Raw genomic sequence first — 24,604 nt, forward strand, 5'->3', positions numbered from 1 at the left:
CGCCGCCCCGAACGGCCGCCCTCAGGCGCCGCTCAGCGCCGCGAGCAGCCGCTCGCCGGTGAACGCCTCGCCGCCGAGGCCCCACGCGCCGTCAGGTGCGTTGAGGATGTTGACCCAGATGTCCTCCCGGCGGTGGCCCGGCACGGTCAGCTCCTCGACGACCTCGGTGGCCGCGCGGATGAAGGCGGCCCGGGACTCCTGGGTCGGCAGGCCGATGTTCGGCAGCTTCAGCTCGACCATCACGATCGGCCGGTTGGTGCCGCCCGCATAGACCGCCTCCGGCGCCGGCAGGTGCACGGTGCCGCCGACGACGGCGAGGAAGGCGGGGTTCCCGGCGAGGCCGCTGGCCTCGGCGAGGGCGGTGGTGAGGCGGGGCAGGACGGCGCGCTCGCCCTCGGGGGTGAGCACGCCGCGGGGTGCGGTGACGGTGATGGGCATGGTGGTGCCTTTCGCTCCGGTCGAGCACTAGCTAGTACGTCCGTACTAGCGCTTCTCCAGCTTCGGCTAGGATGGGCGTACTAGTCAAGCCCGGAGAGTCCGGGGAGTCCGGAGCGGTGGGAACAGCTGGAGCGGCTGGAGAGGGGCGCGGAGCGATGGCGGGCGACACCCGGGAGCGCATGATCGACGCCACCGTCGAGGCGCTGCGCCGGCGGGGCGTGGCAGGCATGTCGTTCACCGAGGTGCTCCGTGCCAGCGGCGCGGCCCGCGGTGCGATCTACCACCACTTCCCGCAGGGCAAGGGCCAGTTGGTGGCCGAGGCGGCGGCCGCGAACGGCTGCGGCATCCGGGACCGGTTCGCCGCGCTGCCGGCCGGGGACCCGGGCACCCTCGTGGAGGCCTTCCTCGCCCTGGTCCGCCCGGTGGTCGAGGCCTCCGCCGACGGCTCCGGCTGCGCCGTCGCCGCGCTGACCATCGCCTCCGGCGAGGAGGCGGAGAACGCGGCGCTGCGCGAGGTCGCGGCCACCGCCTTCAGCTCCTGGACCGAGGCGCTGGCCGACCGCCTCCGGCTCGCCGGGCTGCCCGCACCCGCCGCCGCCGACCTGGCCACCACCTTGATCACGCTGCTCGAAGGCGCCCACATCCTCTGCCGGGCGGCCGGCTCGATCGAGCCCTTCGACCGGACCGCCCGCACCGCCCTGGCGCTGACCCGCACGGCGCACCCGGGCTGACCGCCCCTCACCCCTCGTCGACCGCCCCAGCGCCGCCCGCCCCGCGGCGGAAGCCGGCCGGTTCGGCGTCCTGGCCGACCACGCGGGCGTCTGCGCCCCGACCCGGCGCGGCGCCGCTCACTCCGCCATGCTCTGGGTGCCCAACACCTCCAGCAGCGCCAGCCGTTCGGCAGCCTCGGTGCCCGGCTGGGCGGTGTAGACGAGGATCCGCAGATCGCAGCCGGCCACGCTCAGCAGATCGCAGTCCAACGCGATCGGGCCGACCACCGGGTGGTCCACTACCTTGCCCCCGGAGAGCAGCCCGCCCACCGCGCCCGCCTCCCACAGCTCGGCGAACCGCGGGCTGCCGGAGCGCAGTTCGGCGATCAGCCGGCCCAACCGCTGGTCCCCCGGGTAGCGCCGGGCGGTGGCGCGCAGCGCGGCGGCCATCGCGACGTCCAACTCCCACTGCGCTCGCGGGGTGTGGCGCACCCGGCCATCACTCCGGCCGAGGAAGTTGCGCCACACCGCGTTGCGCTCCTTGCCGTGCCGCTCGCCCATCAGCGCCGTGTAGAGCGGGTTGGCGAGCAGCAGGTTCCACGCGGCGTCCGAGACGGCCACCGGCGTGCCGGCCAGCCGGTCGAGCAGCCGCTGCACGCTGGGCGGCAGGTGGCGGGGCACCGTGCCGTGGCCGGGCGGCACCAGACCGGCGGCGTGGAAGAGCTGCTCCCGTTCGGGATCGGGCAGCCGCAGCGCCCGGCTGAGCGATTCCACCACCTGCTCCGAGGGGTTGGCGGCCCGGCCCTGCTCCAGCCGGGTCAGGTAGTCCACCGAGATCCCGGCCAGCAGCGCCAGCTCCTCCCGCCGCAGGCCCGCGGTACGGCGCTGCCCGCCCGCGGGCAGGCCGGCGGCCTCGGGGGTGACCCGGCCGCGCCGGTGCCGGACCAGTTCGCCGAACTCGGTGGTTGCCATGCCACCACTGTGCACCCTCGGCGGCCGGGCTTCCTGGCCCTGGGAGTCCCAGGAAGCCCGGGACCTGGCGCGGTGCCGCCCCCGGACGCAGGGTGGAGCCATGACAGTCACACTCATCACCGGAGCCAACAAGGGCCTTGGCTTCGAAACCGCCCGCCGCCTGCTCGCCGCCGGGCACACCGTCTACCTGGGCAGCCGGGACCTCGAGCGCGGCCGGGACGCGGCGCAGCGGCTGGGCGCCCGGGCGGTGCAGCTGGACGTCACCGACGACGCGTCGGTCGCGTCCGCCGTCAAGGAGATCGAGGCGGCCGGCGGGCTCGACGTGCTGATCAACAACGCCGGTGTGCAGGCCGAGATGCTGCCGAACCCGGACGGGCCGCCGAAGATCATCGGCGCCGAGGAGCTGACCGCCGACATCATGCGGCGCACCTTCGAGACCAACGTCTTCGGCCTGGTCCGGGTCACCGGCGCTTTCCTGCCGCTGCTGCGGCGCTCGGCCGCGCCGGTGGTCGTCAATGTCAGCAGCGGGCTCGCCTCGCTCTCCGGCGTCACCGACCCGGACTCGCTCGCCTACACGTACCCCGGCGTCGCCTACCCCGCCTCGAAGGCGGCGGTGAACATGGTCACCGTGCAGTACGCCAAGGCGTTCCCGGCCTTCCGGATCAACGCGGTCGAGCCCGGCTTCACCGCCACCGACCTCAACCACCACGCCGGCCACCAGAGCGTGGAGCAGGGCGCCGAGATCATCGTCCGGATGGCGCTGGTCGGCCCGGACGGCCCGACGGGCGGCTACTTCGACGCCAACGGGCCGCTGCCCTGGTGAGTGGGCGCCTGCCCCCTACTCCGGTGCCGCCAGCAGCCGCTCCAGCCAGCGCAGCCGCGCCTCGCGGGCGGCCCGGCTGACGGCGGCGCCGGGAGCCAGGGTGTCGAAGCCGTGGCAGGCGCCCGGCCAGACGTGCAGCTCGGCCGCGCCCCCGCAGCGCCAGATGGCGTCCGCGTACCCCACGGCCTCGTCGCGGAAGGTCTCGGCGGAGCCGACCTCCAGGTACGCCGGGGGCAGGCCGGCCAGGTCCGTGGCGCGGGCCGGGGCCGCGTACGGGGGCAGGTCGGGCGCGCCGTACCGCCCGCCCAGCGCCGCCTGCCAGGCGGTGGCGTTGGAGCCGCGGTCCCAGGTGTCGTGGCCGTCCGCCTGACGGCTGGAGAAGGTCTCCCCGCGGTCGTCCAGCATCGGGCTCAGCAGCAGCTGCCCGAGCAGGCCCGGACCGCCCCGGTCCCGGGCCAGCAACGCGAGCGCGGCGGCCAGCCCGCCCCCGGCGCTCTTGCCGCCGAGCACGACGCACCGGGCGTCGAGCCCCAGGCACTCGGCCCGCTCGACCACCCAGCGGAGCGCCGCGTAACAGGCCTCGACCGGCTCCGGGTACCGGGCCGCCGGCGCCAGCGGGTACTCGACGGAGAGCACCGCGAGCCCGAGCGGCAGCGCGAGTTCGCGCAGCAGCCGCGGCAGCACGGACCAGGCGTTGCCGCCGATCAGCCCGCCGCCGTGCAGGTAGAACAGCACCGGCAGCGGCCCGCCCGCCCCGGCGGGCCGGACGCTCACCAGCGCCGTCCCGCCCGCGCTCAGCTCCGCGACCTCGAACCGGCCGCCGTCCGCCACCCGGGCGGCGGTCGGCCGGGGCCGCGACAGAGCGTCCCGCCGCTGCCAGTCGGCCAGCCCGTCCGGCGTGAGCGGCGGCGCGCCGGTGAGGCCCCTGGCGGCCAGCGCGGCGCGCACCTCGGGGTCCAGGTAGGGCGGCGGGAGGCTCATGACGCCGGATCACCTTCCTCGTACACCGGGGAACGGTAGCCGCGCCCCGCCCTCACCCCTTTCCCTCCGCCCACCACCGCGACCAGGTCAACGCCTGCCGCAGGTCCCCCGTGACCGGGTGCTCCGCCCCCAGGTGGCGTTCCGCGTCGGCCACCAGCTCGGTGAAGAGCGCCACCGCCTGCGCCCGCCGCCCCGGACGGCCCGACCGCGCGGTGCGGACGGCGAACCGGGCCCGGGCGCGCAGGCCGTCGGCGGTGTGCGCCGTGCCGTGGGCCGGGTTCGGGGCGAGGGCCAGGTCGGCGCTGGTGTGGGTGAGGCGGTGGCAGGGGTCCGGGGCCTGGGTGCGGCGCGGCATGCCGGGCGGCACCTGGCCGAGCGTCACCTCCACCCGGCGGTGCAGCAGCGGCAGGGTCAGCCGCTCCGGCCCGTCCGGCACCCCCTCGCGCAGCAGCTCCAGCACGGCGCCCGCGAACAGCGTGGTGCGGTCGCCGGGCGGGGACAGCGCCTTGCGGGTGCGGTCGGCGGCGGCCAGCAGGTTGACGTCGCCCGCGCCGGGCAGGTCCAGCGCGAGGCCGGCGAAGCAGCAGTCCAGCCAGGCCAGCCGGTGCTGCACGGGCGCCTGCTGCAGCAGGTCCAGGACCTGCTGGACGGGCAGCGCGGTGGTCGGCACGGCGTCCTGGTCGGTGTCCGGCAGCGCGAGGTGCAGCCGGTCGCCGGCCGGTACGCCGTGGCCCGCGTAGTAGAGGAGCAGCAGGTCGGGGCTGTCGGCGGCGGCCGCCCGCAGCGGGCGCAGCACCTCGTCGGCGCTGCGCGGGTCGTGGATCCGGGTGATCCGCTCCCAGCGCAGCGGCCCGCCGGGCCCGGCCAGCGCGTCGGCCAGTTCGTCCACCGAGGCCATCGCCTGGGGCAGCGGGTCGAGCCCCGGGTCCCGGAAGGCGGAGACCGAGACCAGCACCGCCCGGGACCGCTCGGGGTCGGCGGCCCGCGGCGGCCAGCTCACCGCGGCCCCGCGCCCTCGGGGGCCAGGTACTCCTCCAGCCGGTCCAGCAGCGCGTTCGCGTCCGCGATGCTCTCGGTCTCCAGCTTGAGCTCGCCGCCGTCGGGCCGGTGCAGGGTGAGCGCCACCTTGCCGCCGCGGCGCAGCCGGGCGGTGAGCCAGAGGGTGAGCGGCGGGAGCACCAGCGGGCCCAGCTCGGCGGCGTAGCGCACGGCGTCGGCGAGCCCGCCCTGCTCGCCCGGCGCGGGCGGGACCAGGCGCTGCTCGATCCGGCCGCGCAGCGCGCCGTCCCGCTGCAGGAACTCGCGCAGCTCGCGGGCGTCGGCGTCGGCCTCGGCCGGGTCGCCGTCGAAGGCGATGGTGAAGGTCATGGGGGCTCCCAGAGGTCATGGCGGACTGATCACGGCTCAGAACGCGGGCAGGTGCGGCTCCGGCCCGGCCGGCCGGGCCGCCCCCGGCACGGCATCGGTGACACCACCCGCCGGGAACCGGTCGTCGAAGAGCAGCCGGTGCCCGGGCACCTGGTACGGCAGCCGCAGCAGCGCACCCGCCTGCGCGGGCGTGGCGAGCGAGCTGACGGTCTGTTCGACCCATCCGTAGTGGCCCGGCGCCAGTCCCTGCTGATGGGTGACCGGCAGCGGGTCGAGGTTGAGCCCGGCGAGGTTCGCGGCCACGATGCCCGCCTCCCCCGGCACGACCGGCAGCACGGCCGCCCCGGCGATCCCCGCCAGCAGCCCGGCCGGCGCCAGCACCCCGCCGTCCCCGCCCAGCAGCGTGGCCCGGAGCCGGAAGAGCGGCCCCGCGAACCCCGCGAGCGCGCCCTCCAGCGCCGCCGCGGCCGGCCCAGCGGCCGGGTCGCCCGGGAACACCCGGCCCCACGGCGCGGCGGTCTGCCCGGGACTGGCGAGGCGGCGGTACTCGGCGGCGTAGCGGGCGAGTTCGCCCAGTTCGACCGGCTCCAGCCGGACCGGCTCCAGCGCGACCGAGAGCACCGTCGGCGCGGTGAGCGCGGCCAGCGCCGACCAGACCGGCTCCCAGCTCTCCGCCCCCGGCCGCAGTGCCCCGGCCAGCACGGCGTGGCTGCGGTCGCTGTCCGGCCGCAGCAGCGGGACGGCGGTCAGCGGCGGCCGCAGCTCCACCGCCTGACCGGCGGCCGGCACCGGGCGCAGCGCCGCGAGCAGCTCGGCGGGGTCGGTGATCGGGCGGGCGGCGAGGTGGGCGGGCAGCGCGCCGAGGCGCTCGCGCAGCGCCGACCCGGCGGCCCGGGCCGCCGCCGGCGTGGGCGCGGCCACCTGGCCGAGCAGCACGCAGCGCAGCAGCTGGCTGCCGGGGTCGGCCAGGTAGCGCAGGTCGAGGCGGGTGTGCTCGCCGGGGCGGAACTGGCGTTGCAGCCAGTCCAGTTCGGCGTGGACGGCTTCGGTGCGGCGCTGCTTCTCGGGCACGTCCAGGTAGCCGCGGTGGGCAGCCAGCCCCTGGGCGGGGGCCAGCCGGAGGCCGACCCAGGCCCAGGTCGCGTGCGGGGTCGAGTGCAGCAGCACGCCGTCGTCCGGCATCGGCGGCGTCAGTGGTGGTGGTGGGAGTCGCCGTGGTGGCTGGGCGGCGGCGAGCCGAAGTCCGGGGTGGACGGCATCGGCGGGTTGCCGCCGAACGGATCCCCGTGGTGCGGGTGGTGCTGCTGATGCGGGTGGTGCTGCTGGTGCGAGTGCGGGTGGTGCTGCTGGTGCGGCGGCGCGGGCAGGTCGGTCGGCAGCGGTGCCTGCGCGGGCGGCTGGAACGTCCCGCCCAGCACCACCTGCCGGGCCATCTCCGGCCCGGTCGGCCCGCCCGTCACCGGCGTCGCCTGCGGGTACTCGGTCCGCGGCGGCTGCCCGGAGCCGAAGCCGAACTCCGGCGCGACCTGCTGCCGTTCGATCGCCGTGACCAGCCCCTCCCGGCAGATCGCGTGCACGGCCTCGCGCATCGCCCGGACGTTCTCGGTGCGCAGCATCGCCCAGGAGAGGTCGGCCTGCCCGAAGATGCCGCCGACCGAGTCGAGCAGGAACCGGCCGATCAGCCGCCAGCCGCGCCGGGTGCGCCACATCTGCCAGCCCAGGTAGAGGCTGCTGCCGTAGCGGAAGACCGAGATCACGGCCTCGCAGTCGCCGTTGCTGAAGGCGAGCCGGCTGTTGGCCTGTTCGGCGCCGTGGCCGGTGGCGAGCCGGCGGTAGCGCACGCCCAGCGGGAACCCGCGCTGCGCGGCCACCCCGCAGATCTTGTAGTAGGTGGACTGCACGTCCTGCTCGCTGCGGTCCTGCAGCAGCACCCGCCACTCGGCGATCGGCTCGGTGAGCCGGGCGAGCAGCAGCACCGCCAGGAAGATCACCGGCACGTCGACCAGCATCACGCCGAAGAAGCCCAGACCGCTGTCGCCGCGGGTCTCGCCGTACGGGCCCCGGGAGACGGTGTCGCCGATCGAGACGACCGCGAACGGCAGTTGGACCAGCAGGGCGATGAACGAGACGAGCGCCGCGCGCGACCAGAGCCGGAACACGGTGGCCGCCGAGACCCGGTCGTCGAGCACCGTCTCGACCGGCTCGTGACGCAGCGTCTTGTCCAGGTAGGCGCCGTTGCCGTCCCCGCCGACCCAGCCGGGAATGGGCAGCGCACCGTCTGTCAGCAAAGGATCCCCCGATCCGACGTCCCGTCGACTCCGCTGAGCATGGTGGCACAGCAGCTCCGGCCTGTCACGTCGGGTTACCGGCCCGGGGGACGGAGCGGCGGCGGCCGCCCGGAACGGCCGCCGCCCGACGGTCCGTCAGCCCAGCAGGCCGGGCAGCTCCGCGATCGAGCCGAGCACGTGGGTGGCGCCGTCCGCCCGCAGGCGGTCCGCGCCGTGCGCGCCGGTCAGCACGCCCGCGACCACCGCCGCGCCGGCCCGGGTGCCGGTGAGCATGTCGTAGCCGGTGTCGCCGGCCACCGCGACCTGGTGCACCGCGTCGGTGCCGGTGCGCAGCAGCGCGGTCAGCGCCAGGTCCGGGTACGGGCGGCCGCGGCCGGCTTCGGCGGGGCAGAGGGTGAGGTCGGCGATCTCCTGCCAGCCGAGGGCGGAGAGGATCCGGTCCTGGGTGGAGCGGGAGAAGCCGGTGGTGAGGACGACCTTGCGGCCGCTCTCGCGCAGCGCGGCGATCGCCTCGGCGGCACCCGGCAGGGCCTCGCAGTGACCGGCGTCCACCAGGTCGTGGTAGGCCTGCTCGAACGCCAGGTTGGCGCGCTGGGCCTTCTCCTCCTCGCCGAACAGGTGGCGGAAGACGGAGATCTTGGACTCGCCCATGGTGGCGCGCACGTGGGCCAGCATCGGCTCGTGCTCCGGACTGCCGGGCTCGACGCCGAGGGCGAGGGCGGCGGCGTCGAAGGCCCGCTCGACCAGGCCGTCGTCGGCGACCGTGGTGCCGGCCATGTCCAGGACGACCAGGCGGATGTCAGGGGTGCTCATCGGTGGATGCCTCTTCACGTTGGTGCGGACTCGGCGACCACGGTGCGCGGTCCAGGTGACGCCAGGGTGGCCTGCTGGCGTCCGGCACCATAACAATCGCCAAGTTGTACAGCCAACACGGTCTCACCGGCTGACCAACTGGACTACCGTCGCACCGCCGCCCGCAGGTAGTTCCGCCGACCGAAGTGCGGCTCGTCCACCGCCGTCAGCTCCTCCACCTCGAACCGGTAGAGCGCCGCCGCACCACCGCCGGCCAGGAACTGCGCGCGCACCGCCGGGTCCTGGGCGAAGGCCGGGTAGCGGCCCTGGTAGGCGGCCAGCGCGGCCTCGGCGTGCCGGCCCCAGGCCTCGCCGGCCCGCCCGGTCAGCTGCAGTCCGCGCAGCTGCTCGCCGAAGACCGGCGGCGGCAGGAAGACGGTGGCGGCGGCCCTGGCCTGCTCGGCCAGGTGCAGGCTGTGCCGGGTGGAGCGCTCGCTGACGAAGTAGAGCACCAGGTCCTCGTCGAAGGCGTAGAACGCGAGGTTGGCGTGCGGCCCGTGCTCCGGCCCGGCGGTGGCCAGGGTCAGCACCATCGACTCGGCGAGCAGGCCCTCCACGCCCTTGCGGAGCTCCCCGGCGGGCCAGTCGCCCTGGATGACATCGAGCTGGTACGGCATGGCGGTGGGTCCCTTCCACGGTCGTCCCCGGCAGGTCGGCAGCGGTCGGCACGGCAGCCGTCCGCGACGACGGGCATCACATGCTGCCCCCGGCACCGGACACGCACAAGGGGCCGGTCCGGCGCCCGTGCACCGAACCGGCCCCTCGCGGCCGACGCTCCGTCAGGCCGTGGCCGGACCCGCCCCCAGGAACGGTCCCAGCACCCCGCCCCTTATCCGTTCGACCACCGGCGCGCACCGCCCCGCGACCAGCCCGAGCAGCACCCCGACCAGCAGCCCGACCAGCGCGCCGATCAGCACGTCGTGCGGGTAGTGCACGCCGATCCAGACCCGCGAGGCGCCCATCAGCACCGCCAGCCCCAGCGCGATCCAGCCGATCCGGCGGTAGGCGAACCAGAGCGCGGCGGCGGCCGCGAAGGCGATCACCGTGTGGTTGCTGGGGAAGGACCAGTCACCGGTGCCGGGACAGCTCTCCACCGTCACCGTCCGGGGCAGCTGCTGGCACGGCCGCACCTCATGCACCATGGTCTTCAGCGCCGAGTTGGCCAGGTACCCCGCCACCACGATCACCGGCGCCGCCAGCACCCGGGCCATCACCACGGAGTCCGCCCGGCGCGCCTGCCACCAGGCCAGCAGCATCAGCACCGCGAACACCCCCAGCCCCAGGTCGGACCAGACCCGCACGGCCTGGTCGAACCAGTGCGGGGCGTCCTGCGCCCAGCGGGTCACGGTGGTGTAGGCGCCGCCGTCGATGCCGCTGCCGTCGTACGCGAGCAGGTCCGCCGTCATCGGGCGTCACCTCCGGCCGCCCGGGCGGCCCGGCGGGCGCGGAGCAATTCGAGAGCAATCGGGATCACAGAGACAATTACTACCAGACCAATGATGGGCAACAGGTACTTGTCGATACTGGGAACGGACGACCCCAGCCCGTACCCGGCGAGCACCACGCCGACCGTCCAGAGCACGCCGCCGGCCACCTGCCAGAAGGCGAAGGTGCGCTGCGGCACCTCCAGCACGCCGGCCATCGGGTTGAGCACGGTGCGCACCACCGGGATGAACCGGGCCAGCACGATCGCCTTGCCGTGGCCGTACTGCGCCAGCAGTTCCTCGGCCCGCCGCACGCCCTCCGTCACCGCCTTGCGCCGGTTGCGGGCGAGCAGGGCCCGGCCGCCGCGCCGCCCGATCAGGTAGCCGACCTGGGCGCCGGCCAGCGCGCCCGCCAGCGCCGCCAGGAGCACCTGCCAGAGCACCAGGTGCGGGCCGCCGTGCGAGCCGGAGACGCAGAGCAGCCCGGCCGTGAAGAGCAGCGAGTCCCCGGGCAGCAGGAACCCGACCAGCAGGCCGGTCTCGGCGAAGAGCACCACGGCGATCCCCAGGGCGCCGAACGCGGACAGCACCGACGAGGCGTCGAGGATGTTGACCGCGAGGGTGGAGGAGGCAGCGAGCACGGTTGGCGGACCTCTCATACTTGGGGAGGCGGTCCTGCCGGACCCGCCCCGACCGTCTACAGTGACGTAGACGGTCTACACGACTGTAGACGATGACTGGAGGTCACCGCGACATGCCGGAACTGCCCGCCGTGCGCCGTCCGTCCGGGGAACTGGAAGCGCAGGTGCTCGCCGCGCTCTGGGCCGCCGACCGGCCGCTGACCCCGCAGGACGTGCAGCTCGCGCTCGGCGGCGAGCTGGCCCGCACCACCGTCGCGACGATCCTGGCCCGGCTGCACGACAAGGGGACGGTCGAGCGCTCCCGGGCCGGCCGGGCCTACGCCTACACTCCGACCGTGCGCGACCCCGCCGGGCTGGCCGCCCGCCGGATGCGCACCGAGCTGGACCGCGAGCAGGACCGCTCCACCGTGCTGGCCCGCTTCGTCTCCGACCTCTCCGACGACGACGAGCGCCTGCTGCGCGAGCTGCTCGGCGACGGGACGGCCGGCGGCGCGGTGGGCGGCGTGGACGGCGGCCGCGGATGATGCTCTTCGTCTGGTCCCCCTTCCTGGTGCCGTTCCTCGCCGCGCCGGCCGCCCGCCGGCTGGCCGAGGCGCTGCCGCCCCGCCCGGCCGCCTGGGTGCTCGGCAGCACCGGCGCGCTGCTCGCCGGCGCCAGCGCCGCCTCGCTCGGCCTGCTGCTGGCCGACGGGCTGCTGCGGATCCCGGCCGTCGCCGCGCTCGGCCACCTCTCCGTGCCCTGGCTGGACGAGGCCACCCCGACCGCCATGGTGCTGGCCGCGCTGGCCGGCCTGGCGCTGCTGCTGACCGGCGGGCTGACCCTGCGCACCGCACACCGCCAGTACCGCGACCTGCGCCGGGCCCGGGCCGCGCTCGGCCTGCCCGCCGAGCCGCGCACCCGGCTGCGGGACCGGCTCGCCCCGGCCGCCCACCCGCTGGAGGTGCTGGACGACGACCGCGCCGACGCCTACGCCCTGCCCGGGCGCCCCGGCCGGATCGTGGTCACCGCCGGCATGCTGCGGGCGCTGCCCGGGCCGGAGCGGGCCGCGCTGCTGGCCCACGAGCGGGCCCACCTGACCTCCCGGCACCACCTCTTCCTGGCCGCCGCCGAGTACGCCGCGGTGCTGCACCCGGCGCTGCGCCAGCTGCGCGCGCCGATCGGCTACCACCTGGAGCGCTGGGCCGACGAGGACGCCGCCCGCTCGGTCGGCGACCGCGCCGTGACCGCCCGGGCGGTCGGCCGGGCCGCGCTGGCCGCCGCCCGCGCCCCGCGCCGCGAGCGCCCGCTGCTGGCGCCCGCCGTCGCGGACGGGCCCGGGCCGGTCCCCCGCCGGGTGGCCGCCCTGCTCTCACCGCGGCAGACCACCCTGCTCGCCCCCGCCCCGGCGGCCGGCCGGCGCCGACGGGTGGTGACGGCGCTCGCGCTGGCCGCCTGCCTGGCCGTCAGCACCGCCGCCACGGTGGACGCGACCAAGGATCTGCACCACACGGTGGAGACCGCCCAGCTCGCCGAGGACGGCCGCTGACCACGCCAAGCCAGGAGGCTCCCGTGACCATCACCGTGCTGGGCGAGTGCGTGGCCGACGCCTTCACCACCGACGGGCGCCCCGGCGAGCTGGCGCTCACCGTGCACCCCGGCGGCGGCCCCGCCAACACCGCGACGGCGCTGGGCCGGCTCGGCACCCCGACCAGGTTCCTCGGCCGGCTCTCCGCCGACCCGTTCGGCGCGCTCTTCCGCGACCGGCTGGCCGGCTCCGGGGTGGACCTGGCCGACTGCGTGGCCGCCGCCGAACCCTCCACCCTGGCGATCGCCGCGCTGGACGGCGACGGGCAGGCCGGCTACACCTTCCACGCCGAGGGCACCGCGGACTTCCAGTGGCAGCGCACGGAGCTCGAAGCCGTCGACCTCTCGGCGTGCACGGCGGTTCACACCGGCTCGCTCGCCCTGGTGCGCGCCCCCGGAGCGGAGGCCGTCGAGGAGTTCCTGGCCCGCGCCGGAGCGCACGCCACGGTCTCCATCGACCCCAACCTCCGACCGCTGCTGGTCGCCCCCGAGCACTACCGGGAGCGGATGGCCCGCTGGTGCGCCCTGGCCGACCTGCTTCGCCTCTCCGCCGACGACCTGGCACTGCTGCACCCCGGGCTGGCGCCGGAGCAGGCGGTCGACCACTGGCACGAGCTGGGCGTGCCGCTGGTGGTGCTGACCCTCGGCGAGCGCGGGGCGCTGGTCTCGCTGCGCGGCGAACGGGCCTCGGTCGAGGCCGTTCGTACCCGGGTCGTCGACACCGTCGGAGCCGGCGACGCCTTCACCGCCGGACTGCTCCACCAACTCGGCCGGTCCGGCCTGCTGGGCGGCCGGCTGACCGGCGCCGGCCTCCCCGCCGTGCTCGAGGCGGCCCGGTTCGCGGCCCGGGTCGCCGCGCTGACCTGCGCCGTCGCCGGTGCCAACCCGCCCTGGCCGGACCGGCTGGCGGCCGGCTGACCCGGACGGCCCGCCATCCGGCGGGTGACCGACCGGGGTCAACCGCCCGTACTCGTGGGACGATCGCTCGACCGACGGCCCACCCGCACCCTTACGCTGTGGGCGACAGGGCCGGCCCGACCCTGCCCGGCCGGCGGACCGGGAACGCGGCAAGGGGAGCAGTCACCATGCGGAACATCGCGCGCCTCGGCCGGGGCGAGCCCGACCCGGCCCGCTACCCGACGGGGGCGGCACCGGACAGCGGGCGGACCCACGAGCAGATGGCGGCCGGCGACACACCCAGCCGCCGGCCCCGCCCCGAGATCGGCGACTCCTGGGAACGGCTGCGCCGGCTCGGCCTCGACCCCGAGCGCGGCCGCGACCCCGAGCACCTGGGCCCCGCCGAGCTGGAGCACCGGCGCCGGGCCAGCGGCCTGGACGCCGTGATGCCCGCCCTCCGCTCGGCCCTGCTCGACCCGGTCTCCGACCTGCCGCTGATCCTCGCCGTCGCCGACTCCGCCGGCACCCTGCTCTGGAACGAGGGCCCGCGCCAACTGCGCCGCAGCGCCGACCTGATCGGCTTCATGACCGGCGGCCACTGGGGCGAGGAGTCGGTGGGCACCAACGGCATCGGCACGGTGGCCCGCACCGGCCGCCCGCTGCGGGTGCACTCCACCGAGCACTACATGCTCAACCAGCACGCCTGGACCTGCGTCGGCGCCCCGGTCCGCGACCCGCGCACCGGCCGGGTGGCCGGCGTGGTCGACCTCAGCGGCCCGGCCCGCGGCGTCCACCCGCAGCTGCTCACCCTGGCCGTCACCGCCGCGAAACTGGCCGAGACCGAACTGCGCGCCGCCCAGCTGGAATCGCTGCACCGGCTGCGCACCGTCGCCGAGCCGGTGCTGGCCCAGGCCACCGGCCCCGCACTGGTGGTGGACCGGGACGGCTGGACGGCCGCCGCCACCGGTCTGCTCAGCCCGGTCAACCGGCTGCGGCTGCCCGCCGACGGCTGGGGCTCGGCCACCGTGCACTGGCTGCCCTCGCTGGGCCACTGCGCGGTCGAGCCGCTGGCCGACGGCTGGCTGGTCCGGCCGCTCACCCAGGCCGGCCAGGCGGTCTCCGAACAGTCCATCGGCGCCCGGCTGGTGCTCGACCTGAGCCGCGCCGACCACCCGGTGGTCTCGGTCCGCGGCGGGGCCGGCTCCTGGTCGCACCCGCTCAGCCCGCGCCACGCCGAACTGCTGCTGCTGCTCGCCACCCACCAGCCGGGCCGGACGGCGGCCCAGCTCGCCGAGGGCCTGTTCGGCGACCCGCACCGGACCGTCACGGTCCGGGCCGAACTCTCCCGGCTGCGCCGCTACCTGGGCGGGCTGCTGGAGCACCGGCCGTACCGTTTCGCCGAGTCGGTGCAGGTCGAGGTGGTCCGGCCGCACGACGCCTACCAGTTGCTGCCGGCCTCCTCGGCTCCCGGCATCCGGCGGCTGCGGGCGCTGCTGGACAACGGCTCGGTGCTGCTGCCGGGCTGCCGGACGGCGCCGCAACCCGAGCCGGCTGCCGGGAGCGTTCCCAGCCCCAGACAGGCCGGGCCGGGCCCCCGGCAGCCGGACGGCGCGCAGCGGCCGGCCTGACCCGGCCCCTGGGCCGTCGGCGCCCCGTCAGTCCAGGTCGCCGAGGAGCAGCGCGGTCAGCTGGGCGTCGGTCGGCCCGCTGTCCGGCTCGGCGCCCTCCGGCACCTCGGCGTAGGTGCGCTCCAGCCAGTCCCGCACCCGGGGGGCGGAGGCCTCCAGCAGCGCGCTGCCGTAAGGGGATTCCAGCGCCAGGTGCAGGGTCGCGCCGTGGCACGGGCAGTGCGCCGGCCAGAGCCGCACATCGCCCTGCCCGGTGAGCCCGCGCAGGCCGTCGCGGAGCAGTTCGCGGGAGAACACCCAGTCCACCTCGTCCGGGCGGCCGAGGTGGAAGGTGACCAGGACCTCGTAGGGACGCTCGGGTTCGTAGCGGAAACGCGTGGGCACGGTGCCCACCTTGTCCCGGCCGAGCGCGATGCGCAGGGTCAGGACCTCCTCCACCGGCGCGGCCGGACGGGGTGGCGACTGCGGCCTGGCCCCCTGCCCGGCCGGGTACGGGGATTCGCTGCTGGCGGACAGTGGATCGCGCGGCATGGCTGCTACTCCGGGGGCGAGACGGGAACGGCTCAGCCTGGCTCGCCGCCGGCCGGCACCGCAAAGGTTGCAGGAGGTTGCAGCCCCCTCCGGCACCCGTCCGCCGCCTCCGGGCGGGCCCCGCGGGCCGTGCTCGCGTTCGGAGCGGCCCATCCGACGGTACGTCAGTTTCCGGCGCGCGGCGCCGACTACTGCCAAAACGCGCCACCGGTGCCACGCGCCCGGGCGCCCGGGCGGATCGCCCACGCCGGTTACGCAGCGCCGCCGCGCTGGTACTCTCGTCAATCTGTCGATACGGGTGGGCCCATGGAGGCGGACCGGTGCTCCGGTGCGCGCGCGGGCGCGACCCGGGCGAGCTGGGCAGCGGCAGCCGGCCGGGGAGGCCGGCTGGGGAGGAGAGGAATCCGGTGACGCACCGGGAGAGCACCCCCGCGGCACCGCGGATCGGCACGGCGCCGACCGCCACGCCGCCGCAGGGCCGGCACAGCCGGCCGAAACCGTTCGTCGGCCAACTCCGGCTGCCCGCGATCAAGGTCTCCGGCGCGGCCATGGCGATGTCCACCGTGGTCGGCATCAGCATCGCCACCACCTGGCTGATCAGCGCCCAGCAGCGGATCGGCTACGGGGTCCGGATGACCTCGGTCGGCGCGACGCCGACCGACGGCAACACCCCTGGCAGCACCGCCAGTCGGCCGCCTGCGAGCACCGCGCCGCTGGCCGGCGGCGCGGCGGCGGGCTCGGCCGCCAGCCCGGGGCCGGTGCGCTCCGGCGGCGGTGCCGTCGCCCGACCAGGGACCGGCCCCCGGCCGGACGACGGGGCGAAGCCGGCGGCGGGCGGCGCCCCCGCCGTCGCCAGTGCGGCGCCCTCGCCGAACGCCCCGGTGCCGGGAGCGGCCGGTGCGGCCGGTGCCCCCGCGCAGGCCGTCGTCGCGAGCCCGGACGACCGCACGCCGCAGGCCGCGCCCAGCCCAGCCGCGCCGACCGACCAGCCCAGCCCGACCGCCTCGCCGTCCGCCCAGCCCGGGGCCACCGACCAGCCGCGGCCGACCACCGGCACGACCCTGGCGCCCGGCGTCGCCGCCCACCCCGGCACCCCCGCGCCCGCCGGCACCGGCACCCCGGGAGCTCCCGGGCCCGCCGGTACGCCCGGTTCCGGCTCGACCTGGACGCCCGGCCCCTCGGGGCCCGCCGGCCCTGACGACCCGTCCGGCCAGCCGATCGCCCACCCCGCCCCCGGCGACCCGACCGGCTCGGACAGCCCCGACGCCCAACTGCCGGACGGCAAGCCGGGCCTGCCGGGCCCGAACCCGGACGCCACCGGCGCGGGCCTCAAGCCCGGCCCGCCCGGACCGGACCCCGCCGCCGTCGGCGCGGGCCTCAAGCAGCCCGCGGGCAGCACCCCCGGCACCAGTGACCAGCCGTCGGCCCCCGCCCCGGTCCCGCCGGCCCGCACGCCGGAGCCGCCCGCGCCGCTCACCCCGCTCATCCCGGCCCCGCGTCCGGCCCCCGAGGCCACCGACACCGCCGCCACCGCTCCCGAGACCGCCGACGCCCCGATCCTCACCGGCCGGGGCGGCAGCACCGCCCGCACCGGGCTGGGCCGGCGGCACACCGTGACCCTCACCGTCACCGAGCCGCTGGCCGTGGTGGAGGCCGAACTGCGCCTCTCCCGGGCCGACGCGGGCGCGGGCGCGATGACCTGGAGCTCACTGCCCGGTGCCCGGGTGACGCTGCTCCAGCAGGGCTCCGACCTGGTCTACCGGTTCACCCCGCCGCCCGGCGAGGACGTCCTCCCGGGCACCTACCACTTCACCGTGCAGGCCGCCCGCGCGGCCGCCCCGGGCATCCGGGACGCGGGCAGCCGGTGGACCGCCTCCGGCTTCGCGCCCGCCCGCCCGCGCGCGGTGGCGGCGCACGGCGATTTCACGCCGATCAGCCCGCGCTGACCCGCCGTTCCCGACCCGCCGTTGGTTAGGCTGGGCGCAGAGACCAGCGCGCCAGGGGCGTGCGCCCCGTGCGCGCGCCCCGCTCCGCCGAGGAGGACCACGTGACCGAGGGCCTGACCCCGGGTGCCAACGCCCCGCTGACCGCGGTCCGGGTGACCGTGGAGGTGACGGCTCCTCAGCGGCTGGACGTCTCCGGACTGCTGCTCACCGCGGCCGGCCGGGTGCGCTCCGACGCCGACCTGGTCTTCTACAACGCCCCGCACGGACCCGGGGTGACGCACCGTCCGGCCACCGGGGCGATCCCGGACGCGATCACCGTGGACACCTGGGCGGTGCCGGCCGACGTGGCCAAGGTGCTGGTGGTGGCCAGCCTCGACGACCCGGCGGCCACCTTCGCCGGTGTGGAGCCGACCGCCACGGTGCGGGACGCGGACACCGGCCGGGTGCTGACCACCTTCACCCCGCCGCGGCTCGGCCGGGAGACGGCGCTGCTGGTGGTGGAGGTCTACCGGCGCGGCGCCGAGTGGAAGATCCGCGCGGTCGGCCAGGGCTACGCCGACGGCCTGGCCGGGATCGCCTCCGACTTCGGCATCTCGGTGGACGAGCCGCAGGCGGCCGCGCCCGCCTATCCGCCGCCGGCCCCCGCGGCCCCGCCGCAGGCGCCGTCCGCGCCGCCGGCCCCGTCGTACATCCCGCAGTCCACCCCGCAGTCCGCCCCGCCGGCGCCCAGCACCCCGCCGGCGCCCTCGCCGTACATCCCGCAGTCCTCCCCCTACATCCCGCAGTCCACCCCGAACCCGGCCCCGTCCGCGCCGGCCGCCCCGCCGGTGCCGCCGCCGATGCCCGCCGCCCCGCCGTCGGCACCGCCGGCGCCCGCCGAGGCGCCCCGGGTGAATCTGGACAAGGGCCGGGTCTCGCTGGTCAAGGGCGGCTCGGTCTCGCTGGTGAAGAGCGGCAGGCCGCCGCTCACCGCGGTCCGGATGGCGCTCGGCTGGGAGCCCGCCAAGCGCGGCCGCAACATCGACCTGGACGCCTCCTGCATCGCCTTCGACGCCAACCGGGAGCGCCTGGAGACCGCCTGGTTCATGAAGCTGAACGTCTTCAACGGCGCGATCCAGCACACCGGCGACAACCTGACCGGCAAGGGCTCGGGCGACGACGAGGCCATCGACGTGCACCTGGACGGCCTGCCCGCTGAGGTCTGCGGGCTGGTCTTCGTGGTCAACTCCTTCTCCGGCCAGCGCTTCAACGAGGTGCAGAACGCCTACTGCCGGCTGCTGGACGCGGCCAGCGGCGAGGAGCTGGTCCGGTTCGACCTGACCGGCACCCAGCCGCACACCGGCGTGGTGATGTGCAAGCTGGTCCGGCAGTTCTCCGGCGAGTGGGTGATGACGGCGATCGGCGAGTTCGTGGACGCCAAGACCGCCCGCGGAATGGTGAAACCGTCGGCGGGACTGCTCTGACCGAGCGGTAGCATGGGTTGCTTGTGCCCGTCCGGCGACCCGAGGTCAGTAAAAAGTGAGCCAGCCGCAGTCCATCAGCACCGCACAGGTCCTCGACGAGGCCGGCCGGCGGCGGACCTTCGCCGTGATCAGCCACCCGGACGCCGGCAAGTCCACGCTGACCGAGGCCCTGGCGCTGCACGCCCGGGCGATCAACTCGGCCGGCGCGGTGCACGGCAAGGGCGACCGCCGGGGCGTCACCAGTGACTGGATGGAGCTGGAGCGCGAGCGCGGCATCTCGGTGACCTCCGCGGCGCTGCAGTTCGGCTACCGGGAGCGGGTGATGAACCTGGTCGACACCCCCGGTCACGCCGACTTCTCCGAGGACACCTACCGGGTGCTCTCCGCGGTGGACTGCGCGATCATGCTGGTCGACGCGGCCAAGGGCCTCGAGGAGCAGACCCGCAAGCTCTTCGCGGTCTGCCGGCACCGCGGCGTCCCGGTGATCACCTTCATCAACAAGTGGGACCGCCGCGGCCGCGAGTCGCTGGCCCTGCTGGACGACATCCAGAGCGTGCTCGGCATCACCCCCGTCCCGCAGGTCTGGCCGGTCGGCCCGGCCGGCAACTTCCGCGGCATCGTGCAGGCCGCGGACACCGGCCACATGCTCCGCTACACCAAGAACCCCGGCGGCACCCACGTCGCGCTGGAGGAGACGCTCTCCGCGGCCGAGGCCGCCGACCAGGAGGGCGACCTCTGGGAGACGGCGCTGGAGGAGCTGGAGCTGGCCCTGGACTCCGGCCCCGGCTGGGACCGCGAGGCCTTCGAGAACGGCAAGATCACCCCGGTCTTCTTCGGCGCCGCGCTGACCAACATCGGCGTCAAGCTGCTGCTGGACGCGGTCGTCGACCTCGCCCCGGCGCCCGGCCCCCGGGCCCTGGACGGCGGCGGCTCGCGCCCGGTGGAGGAGGAGTTCTCCGGCGTGGTCTTCAAGATCCAGGCGAACATGGACCCGGCGCACCGCGACCGGATCGCCTTCGTCCGGGTCTGCTCCGGCGTCTTCGAGCGCGGCATGAACGTCACCCGCGCCGCCAGCGGCCGCTCCTTCGCCACCAAGTACGCCTCGACCGTCTTCGGCGCCGAGCGCACCGTCGTCGACACCGCCTTCCCCGGCGACGTGGTCGGCCTGATCAACGCCAGCGCCCTGCGGGTCGGCGACACCCTCTTCACCGGCCGCAAGGCCACCTTCCCGCCGCTGCCCGCGTTCGCCCCCGAGTACTTCGCGGTGGCCCGCCCCAAGGACATCTCCCGCTCCAAGCAGTTCCGCCGCGGCGTCTCCCAGCTGGACGAGGAGGGCGTGGTCCAGGTGCTGGTCTCCGACCGCCGCGGCGACCAGGCCCCGGTGATGGCGGCGGTCGGCCCGATGCAGTTCGACGTGGTGCTGCACCGGATGGAGCACGAGTTCTCCTCCCCCATCACCCTGGACCGCCTCTCCTACCGCCTGGCCCGGGTCACCGACGCCGCCGGCCAGGCCGAACTCGCCAAGGCCCGCCTCACCGACGCCGAGGTCCTGACCCGCCGCTCCGACGAGGCCCTGCTCGCCCTCTTCGCCGACAAGTGGCACCTCAACGCCTTCCAGCGCGCCAAGCCGGACATCCGCCTGGACCCGCTGATCGCGACGGCGGACTAGCCGTCGGCCCGCCGAGGGGCCGGCCGCCTGAAGGGATGAACCCCCAGGCGGACCGGCCCTTCGGCGTCCCCGGCGCGGTTGGCCTCCGGCCGACCCGGGAGAGGGGGCATCATGAGTTCGAGGTGAACACCGCCGACGTCCTCTGCCCCCGCATGCCGTCAGGCCCGGGTCGCGGGCGTGCCGAGGTGCCGGGCGAAGAAGCGCGCGGCGCTCTCCGCCTCGAACCGGGGCAGCTCCTTGTGCTTGCCCGAGTTGGCGTGCAGCGACTTCTCCGTCGAGGCGAAGGCGTCGAACAGCTCGAAGCTCTGCTCGCGCGTGATGTGCTCGTCGTCCCACTGCATGGCGTACTCGATCGGGATGGTGATCCGCCGGGCGGGCTCGACCAGCACGTCGGGCCAGTGCTGGCCGAAGACGGCGGCGGTGATCCGCGGGTCGCCCGCGACCAGCGGTACGCCGATCGCGGTGCCCATGTTGTTGCCGAAGAAGCCGACCGGGCCGTCGGCGCCGATCTCCGGGAGCAGCTGGAGCGCGTCCAGTGCGGCCCGCCACTCGGGCACGGCGAGCTCGGCCAGGTGGGCGTTGTAGCGGACCACCACCGGGCCCTCCGGCTCGCCGGCCGCCCGGGCGGCGAGGAGGGCGGCGAGTTCCGCCTCGTCGTGCGCGGTGGGCTGCCGGTCCCCGTGGGCGGGGGTGTCGAGGACGGCGACGTGGTAGCCGCAGTCGTTCACGAACAGCCGGGCGCGGCCGGTCATCGCGGGGTGCTTCTTGTGGTTGCCGCCGCCGTGCGCCATCAGCACCAGCGGTGCGCGGCCGGTGGCGTCGGCCGGGGACCAGAGGACGCCGGGGACCCCGTTGACGGTGAACTCGCGCTCGCGCATGCCGTGGACGAGGGAGTCGGAGGTGAAATGAAGAGCGTTCATGACGTGTGCCTTTCGGGAAAGCCTGGGTGTCAGGCGCTCCCGGCGACAGCTGCGTCAATCGCCGGACCGTGGCGACAGGGGGAGCACCCATGCGAGTTCAGCGTTCACGGGTCTCACCTCCTCCGGCCTGCTGGCGGCCTTGATCACGGTCGACGGGAAAGCTACCAGACTGATCATCAGTTCCGTCAAGCCTTGTGCGGGACCGTCATCCGCCTGACCGTCAGCTCATCCCGCACACAGCTGGGTCGACCGAGGCGCCCCGGATCCGCCCGGCCGCCGCGCCCGCCGTCTCAAGCGGCGCTCGACCGCGCCGCACCCCGGGCTGCCTAGGCTTCCGGTGCTGTGACTGGTCGTCAGGAGCGGCCGGCCGTTCCCGCGAATTGGAGTGAAGATGGCTCACCTGTCGATCGACGCGGACCGCTGCGTCGGCTCCGGCCAGTGCGTGGTGCTGGCCCCCGAGGTGTTCGGCGAGGACGAGGACGGCTTCGGCACCGTGCTCCCCCGCCAGGCGGCCGGCGCCCTCGAGGACCCGATGACCCGCGAGGCCGTCCGGTCCTGCCCCAACCAGGCGATCCTGCTCAGCGAGTAGGGAGCCGCGGAGAAAGGCCGGGCGTGACGGTGCCCGGCCTGATAGCGTGCACGCGACCGTGACACCGTCCGAGGAGGTGAGACCCATGACCGCTGGTTCCGTCTGGGTGCTCCCGCCCGTCGTCACGGTCGGGCGAGCGGCGTAGGTGTCGCTGGGAGCGCCGGCAGCAGGCTCTCCCGAGAGGCACAACGCCATGAACCCTCCCCACTTCACCTCCCGGTCCGTCCTCGACGGCGTGCTCGAGCGCGAGTTCACCGTCGACGGGGTCCCCGGCGTGCTCTGGTCCCCGGCCGACGGCTCCGGCCGCGCACCGCTGGTCCTGATGGCGCACGGCGGCGGCACCCACAAGAAGCACCCCGCGATGTCCGGCCGCGCCCGGCGCCTGGTGGCCGGCTGCGGCTGCCACGTCGCCGTGCTGGACGCCCCCGGCCACAGCGGCCGCCCGCGCACCCCGCACGACGAGCGGGAGATCGACCTGATGATGCGGACCATGGCGGCCGGCGAGCCGGTCGGTCCCGTCGTCGTGCGCTACAACGGCCACCTGGCGACCCGGGCCGTGCCCGAGTACCGGGCGGCGCTGGACGCCCTGCAACTGCTCCCGGAGATCGGCGCCGACGGCCCGGTGGGCTTCTTCGGCCTCAATATGGGCACCGCGATCGGCCTGCCGCTGGTGGCGGCGGAGCCCCGGATCGGCGCGGCCGTGCTCGGCCAGTTCTGGTACGACGAGGCGCTGGCCGAGCAGGCCGGGCGGATCACCGTGCCGGTCGAGTTCGCGATGCAGTGGGACGACGAGCACATCCCGCGCGAGTCCGGCCTGGCGCTCTTCGCCGCACTGGGCTCGGCCGAGAAGTCGCTGCACGCCAACTCCGGCGGCCACAAGGAGCTGCCGCGGTTCGAGGCGGACAGTGCGGTGCGGTTCTTCGCCCGGCAGTTCGGCACGGCGGTCTGACGGGCCCGGGCGGGCCGGTGCCCCGACACCGGCCCCGCCCGCGCGCCGCCACCGCCGTGACCCGAGAGAGGCTTGCCCTGTGACCGTTCATCCCCCCACCGCGATCGTCGAAGCTCTGCGCGCCGCCGGCTGCGTCTTCGCCGAGGACGAGGCCGCACTGATCCTCGACGCCGCCGGCTCCGCCCCCGACCCCGCCGCCACCGCCGCCCGGCTGGTGGAGCTGCGCGCCTCCGGCCTGCCGCTGGAGCACGTCGTCGGCTGGGCCGACTTCTGCGGCCTGCGGATCGCCGTGGACCCCGGCGTCTTCGTCCCCCGCCGGCGCACCGAGCTGCTGGCCCGCCGGGCGCTCGCCCTGGTTCGCAGCGGCGACACCGTGGTCGACCTGTGCTGCGGCTCCGGTGCGCTGGGCGCCGTGCTGGCGCACGCCGTACCCGGTCTGGAGCTGCACGCGGTGGACCTCGACCCGGCGGCCGTGGCCTGCGCCGGGCGCAACCTGGCCGGTCGCGGCACGGCCCACCTGGGCGACCTGTTCGCGCCGCTGCCGGACCGCCTGCGCGGCCGGGTCCGGGTGCTGCTGGCCAACGTGCCGTACGTGCCCACCGCCGAGATCACCCTGCTCCCCGCCGAGGCCCGCGACCACGAGGCCCGGATCGCCCTGGACGGCGGCCCGGACGGCCTCGCGGTGCTGCGCCGGGTGCTGGCCGGGGCCCCCGCCTGGCTCTCCCCCGACGGCGCACTGCTCTTCGAGACCAGCGACCGCCAGCTCCCGGCGGCCCTCGCCGCCATCCGCACCGCGGGCCTGCGCCCCGAGGTGACCCGGGACGAGGACCTGGAGGCCACCACGGTGATCGCCACCCGCTGACCGGAACCACCGGGCGGGCGCCGCGCGGCGCCCGCCCGTACGTCACCCCCCTGCGCCCTTTCCCCTCCCCGCAGAAAGTGATATCACTTTGCTAGGCCAGTGATAACGGCCGCAACGGGAGGACGAAAGGAGCCGGTCCATGACCGCGCAGCACGAGGAACCCCACATCCAGGGCGTCGAGATGCCCGCCCCCAAGGTCAGCGAGCAGCTGATCCGCGGCCGCGCCGGCCTGCCGATGCTCGCGCTCTGCCTGCTCGCCCTGCTCGGCGGCATCGCGCTGACCATCACCGGCATCGCCCTGCTCGCCTCGCACCAGAACGGCGCGGTCGGCGGCACCCTGGCCGCCCTCGGCCCGGTGGCCGCGCTCACCGGGCTGGTCCTCTGGGCCGGCCTGACCGTGGTGGCCCCTGGGCAGGCGCGGGTGGTGCAGCTGTTCGGCCGCTACAAGGGCACCATCCGGGCCGACGGCTTCGCCTGGGTCAACCCCTTCACCTCGCGCCGCAAGATCTCCACCCGGATCCGCAACCACGAGACCGAGACCGCCAAGGTGAACGACGCCGACGGCAACCCGATCCAGATCGCCGCCGTGGTGGTCTGGCAGGTCGAGGACACCGCCAAGGCCGTCTTCGAGGTGGACGACTTCGTCGAGTTCGTCGCGATCCAGACCGAGACCGCTGTGCGCCACATCGCCAACCAGTACCCGTACGACGCCCACCAGCCCGGCCAGCTCTCGCTCCGCGACAGCACCGAGGAGATCACCGGCCAGCTCTCCGCGGAGATCGCCGTCCGGGTCTCCTCGGCCGGCGTCCGGGTGGTCGAGTCCCGGATCACCCAGCTCGCCTACGCCCCCGAGGTCGCCCAGGTGATGCTGCAGCGCCAGCAGGCCGGCGCCGTGGTCGCCGCCCGCCGGCTGATCGTCGAGGGCGCGGTCGGCATGGTGGAGGAGGCGCTGGACCGGCTCGCCGAGCGCGATGTGGTGGAGCTCGACGAGGAGCGCAAGGCCGCCATGGTGAGCAACCTGCTGGTGGTGCTCTGCGGCGACCGCGGCACCCAGCCGGTGGTCAACACCGGCTCGCTCTACCAGTAGGAG

The 24,604-nt window shown here is 75.8% G+C and carries 26 protein-coding genes; 13 read left to right on the top strand and 13 right to left on the bottom strand.

What is annotated here, in order from left to right; all coding sequences use genetic code 11:
- Positions 1-21 precede the first annotated feature (21 nt).
- Complete coding sequence (locus ACFYNO_RS03450; protein ID WP_388004522.1) at positions 22-438, bottom strand: 4-oxalocrotonate tautomerase family protein; 417 nt, start codon at positions 436-438, stop codon at positions 22-24.
- Between the two features lie 155 nt (positions 439-593).
- Here ACFYNO_RS03450 and ACFYNO_RS03455 point away from each other — a divergent pair, with 155 nt between their 5' ends.
- Complete coding sequence (locus tag ACFYNO_RS03455) at positions 594-1,169, top strand: TetR/AcrR family transcriptional regulator (RefSeq protein WP_388004525.1); 576 nt, start codon at positions 594-596, stop codon at positions 1,167-1,169.
- A 117-nt stretch (positions 1,170-1,286) separates the two neighbouring features.
- On the opposite strand, the gene ACFYNO_RS03460 is transcribed toward ACFYNO_RS03455, so the two are convergent.
- Complete coding sequence (locus tag ACFYNO_RS03460; RefSeq protein WP_388004528.1) at positions 1,287-2,120, bottom strand: helix-turn-helix transcriptional regulator; 834 nt, start codon at positions 2,118-2,120, stop codon at positions 1,287-1,289.
- 100 nt (positions 2,121-2,220) lie between these two features.
- On the opposite strand from ACFYNO_RS03460, the gene ACFYNO_RS03465 reads away from it, so the two are divergent.
- Positions 2,221-2,943: an SDR family oxidoreductase gene (locus tag ACFYNO_RS03465; RefSeq protein WP_388004531.1), complete on the top strand. Its 723-nt coding sequence runs from the start codon at positions 2,221-2,223 to the stop codon at positions 2,941-2,943.
- A gap of 15 nt (positions 2,944-2,958) precedes the next feature.
- Here ACFYNO_RS03465 and ACFYNO_RS03470 read toward each other — a convergent pair whose 3' ends face one another.
- The 9 genes from ACFYNO_RS03470 to ACFYNO_RS03510 all read right to left on the bottom strand — a co-directional run bounded on the left by ACFYNO_RS03470 (position 2,959) and on the right by ACFYNO_RS03510 (position 10,515).
- Complete coding sequence (locus tag ACFYNO_RS03470) at positions 2,959-3,924, bottom strand: alpha/beta hydrolase (protein ID WP_388004534.1); 966 nt, start codon at positions 3,922-3,924, stop codon at positions 2,959-2,961.
- A 52-nt stretch (positions 3,925-3,976) separates the two neighbouring features.
- Positions 3,977-4,924, bottom strand: coding sequence for a caspase domain-containing protein (locus tag ACFYNO_RS03475; RefSeq protein ID WP_388004537.1), 948 nt, complete (start codon positions 4,922-4,924; stop codon positions 3,977-3,979).
- Positions 4,921-5,292, bottom strand: coding sequence for a hypothetical protein (locus ACFYNO_RS03480; protein WP_388004540.1), 372 nt, complete (start codon positions 5,290-5,292; stop codon positions 4,921-4,923). The genes ACFYNO_RS03475 and ACFYNO_RS03480 overlap by 4 nt, the downstream gene beginning before the upstream one ends.
- A gap of 36 nt (positions 5,293-5,328) precedes the next feature.
- Positions 5,329-6,474: a hypothetical protein gene (locus tag ACFYNO_RS03485; RefSeq protein WP_388004543.1), complete on the bottom strand. Its 1,146-nt coding sequence runs from the start codon at positions 6,472-6,474 to the stop codon at positions 5,329-5,331.
- A gap of 8 nt (positions 6,475-6,482) precedes the next feature.
- On the bottom strand, positions 6,483-7,580 hold the full coding sequence (locus tag ACFYNO_RS03490) for a hypothetical protein (RefSeq protein ID WP_388004546.1): 1,098 nt from the start codon (positions 7,578-7,580) through the stop codon (positions 6,483-6,485).
- 135 nt (positions 7,581-7,715) lie between these two features.
- Positions 7,716-8,393, bottom strand: coding sequence for a phosphonatase-like hydrolase (locus ACFYNO_RS03495; RefSeq protein WP_388004549.1), 678 nt, complete (start codon positions 8,391-8,393; stop codon positions 7,716-7,718).
- Positions 8,394-8,536: 143 nt separating this feature from the next.
- Positions 8,537-9,049, bottom strand: a complete 513-nt coding sequence (locus ACFYNO_RS03500) for a pyridoxamine 5'-phosphate oxidase family protein (protein ID WP_388004552.1) — start codon at positions 9,047-9,049, stop codon at positions 8,537-8,539.
- Positions 9,050-9,211: 162 nt separating this feature from the next.
- A complete protein-coding gene (locus ACFYNO_RS03505; RefSeq protein WP_388004555.1) occupies positions 9,212-9,838 on the bottom strand; it encodes a phosphatase PAP2 family protein in 627 nt (208 codons plus the stop codon).
- Positions 9,835-10,515, bottom strand: coding sequence for a DedA family protein (locus ACFYNO_RS03510; RefSeq protein WP_388004558.1), 681 nt, complete (start codon positions 10,513-10,515; stop codon positions 9,835-9,837). Before ACFYNO_RS03510 ends, ACFYNO_RS03505 begins: the two co-directional genes overlap by 4 nt.
- A 95-nt stretch (positions 10,516-10,610) precedes the next feature.
- Here ACFYNO_RS03510 and ACFYNO_RS03515 point away from each other — a divergent pair, with 95 nt between their 5' ends.
- The 4 genes from ACFYNO_RS03515 to ACFYNO_RS03530 all read left to right on the top strand — a co-directional run bounded on the left by ACFYNO_RS03515 (position 10,611) and on the right by ACFYNO_RS03530 (position 14,585).
- On the top strand, positions 10,611-11,021 hold the full coding sequence (locus tag ACFYNO_RS03515) for a BlaI/MecI/CopY family transcriptional regulator (protein ID WP_388004561.1): 411 nt from the start codon (positions 10,611-10,613) through the stop codon (positions 11,019-11,021).
- A complete protein-coding gene (locus tag ACFYNO_RS03520; RefSeq protein ID WP_388004564.1) occupies positions 11,018-12,022 on the top strand; it encodes a M56 family metallopeptidase in 1,005 nt (334 codons plus the stop codon). Before ACFYNO_RS03515 ends, ACFYNO_RS03520 begins: the two co-directional genes overlap by 4 nt.
- A 23-nt stretch (positions 12,023-12,045) precedes the next feature.
- Entirely contained in the window at positions 12,046-12,978 is a 933-nt protein-coding gene (locus tag ACFYNO_RS03525) for a carbohydrate kinase (RefSeq protein WP_388004567.1), read from the top strand.
- A 167-nt stretch (positions 12,979-13,145) separates the two neighbouring features.
- On the top strand, positions 13,146-14,585 hold the full coding sequence (locus ACFYNO_RS03530) for a GAF domain-containing protein (RefSeq protein WP_388004569.1): 1,440 nt from the start codon (positions 13,146-13,148) through the stop codon (positions 14,583-14,585).
- 27 nt (positions 14,586-14,612) lie between these two features.
- On the opposite strand, the gene ACFYNO_RS03535 is transcribed toward ACFYNO_RS03530, so the two are convergent.
- The gene (locus ACFYNO_RS03535; protein WP_388004572.1) at positions 14,613-15,116 is read right to left on the bottom strand and encodes an SsgA family sporulation/cell division regulator; all 504 of its coding nucleotides are present in this window, start codon (positions 15,114-15,116) and stop codon (positions 14,613-14,615) included.
- A gap of 407 nt (positions 15,117-15,523) precedes the next feature.
- On the opposite strand from ACFYNO_RS03535, the gene ACFYNO_RS03540 reads away from it, so the two are divergent.
- From ACFYNO_RS03540 to ACFYNO_RS03550, 3 genes are all read left to right on the top strand, one after another.
- Complete coding sequence (locus ACFYNO_RS03540; RefSeq protein ID WP_388004575.1) at positions 15,524-17,062, top strand: hypothetical protein; 1,539 nt, start codon at positions 15,524-15,526, stop codon at positions 17,060-17,062.
- 113 nt (positions 17,063-17,175) lie between these two features.
- A complete protein-coding gene (locus tag ACFYNO_RS03545; RefSeq protein ID WP_388005473.1) occupies positions 17,176-18,525 on the top strand; it encodes a TerD family protein in 1,350 nt (449 codons plus the stop codon).
- 55 nt (positions 18,526-18,580) lie between these two features.
- A complete protein-coding gene (locus tag ACFYNO_RS03550) occupies positions 18,581-20,194 on the top strand; it encodes a peptide chain release factor 3 (protein WP_388004578.1) in 1,614 nt (537 codons plus the stop codon).
- Between the two features lie 158 nt (positions 20,195-20,352).
- On the opposite strand, the gene ACFYNO_RS03555 is transcribed toward ACFYNO_RS03550, so the two are convergent.
- Entirely contained in the window at positions 20,353-21,114 is a 762-nt protein-coding gene (locus ACFYNO_RS03555; protein WP_388004581.1) for an alpha/beta hydrolase, read from the bottom strand.
- 391 nt (positions 21,115-21,505) lie between these two features.
- Between ACFYNO_RS03555 and ACFYNO_RS03560 the strand changes: the two genes are divergently transcribed.
- The 4 genes from ACFYNO_RS03560 to ACFYNO_RS03575 all read left to right on the top strand — a co-directional run bounded on the left by ACFYNO_RS03560 (position 21,506) and on the right by ACFYNO_RS03575 (position 24,601).
- A complete protein-coding gene (locus tag ACFYNO_RS03560) occupies positions 21,506-21,703 on the top strand; it encodes a ferredoxin (RefSeq protein ID WP_388004584.1) in 198 nt (65 codons plus the stop codon).
- Between the two features lie 193 nt (positions 21,704-21,896).
- A complete protein-coding gene (locus ACFYNO_RS03565) occupies positions 21,897-22,652 on the top strand; it encodes a dienelactone hydrolase family protein (RefSeq protein ID WP_388004587.1) in 756 nt (251 codons plus the stop codon).
- Between the two features lie 79 nt (positions 22,653-22,731).
- Positions 22,732-23,514 (top strand): putative protein N(5)-glutamine methyltransferase, encoded by a 783-nt coding sequence (locus ACFYNO_RS03570; RefSeq protein ID WP_388004590.1) that lies wholly within the window; start codon positions 22,732-22,734, stop codon positions 23,512-23,514.
- Positions 23,515-23,653: 139 nt separating this feature from the next.
- A complete protein-coding gene (locus ACFYNO_RS03575) occupies positions 23,654-24,601 on the top strand; it encodes an SPFH domain-containing protein (RefSeq protein WP_388004592.1) in 948 nt (315 codons plus the stop codon).
- Positions 24,602-24,604: the final 3 nt, after the last annotated feature.

Origin of the sequence: Kitasatospora sp. NPDC006697 (genome assembly GCF_042869935.1) — a bacterium.
Classification (GTDB): Bacteria; Actinomycetota; Actinomycetes; order Streptomycetales; family Streptomycetaceae; genus Kitasatospora.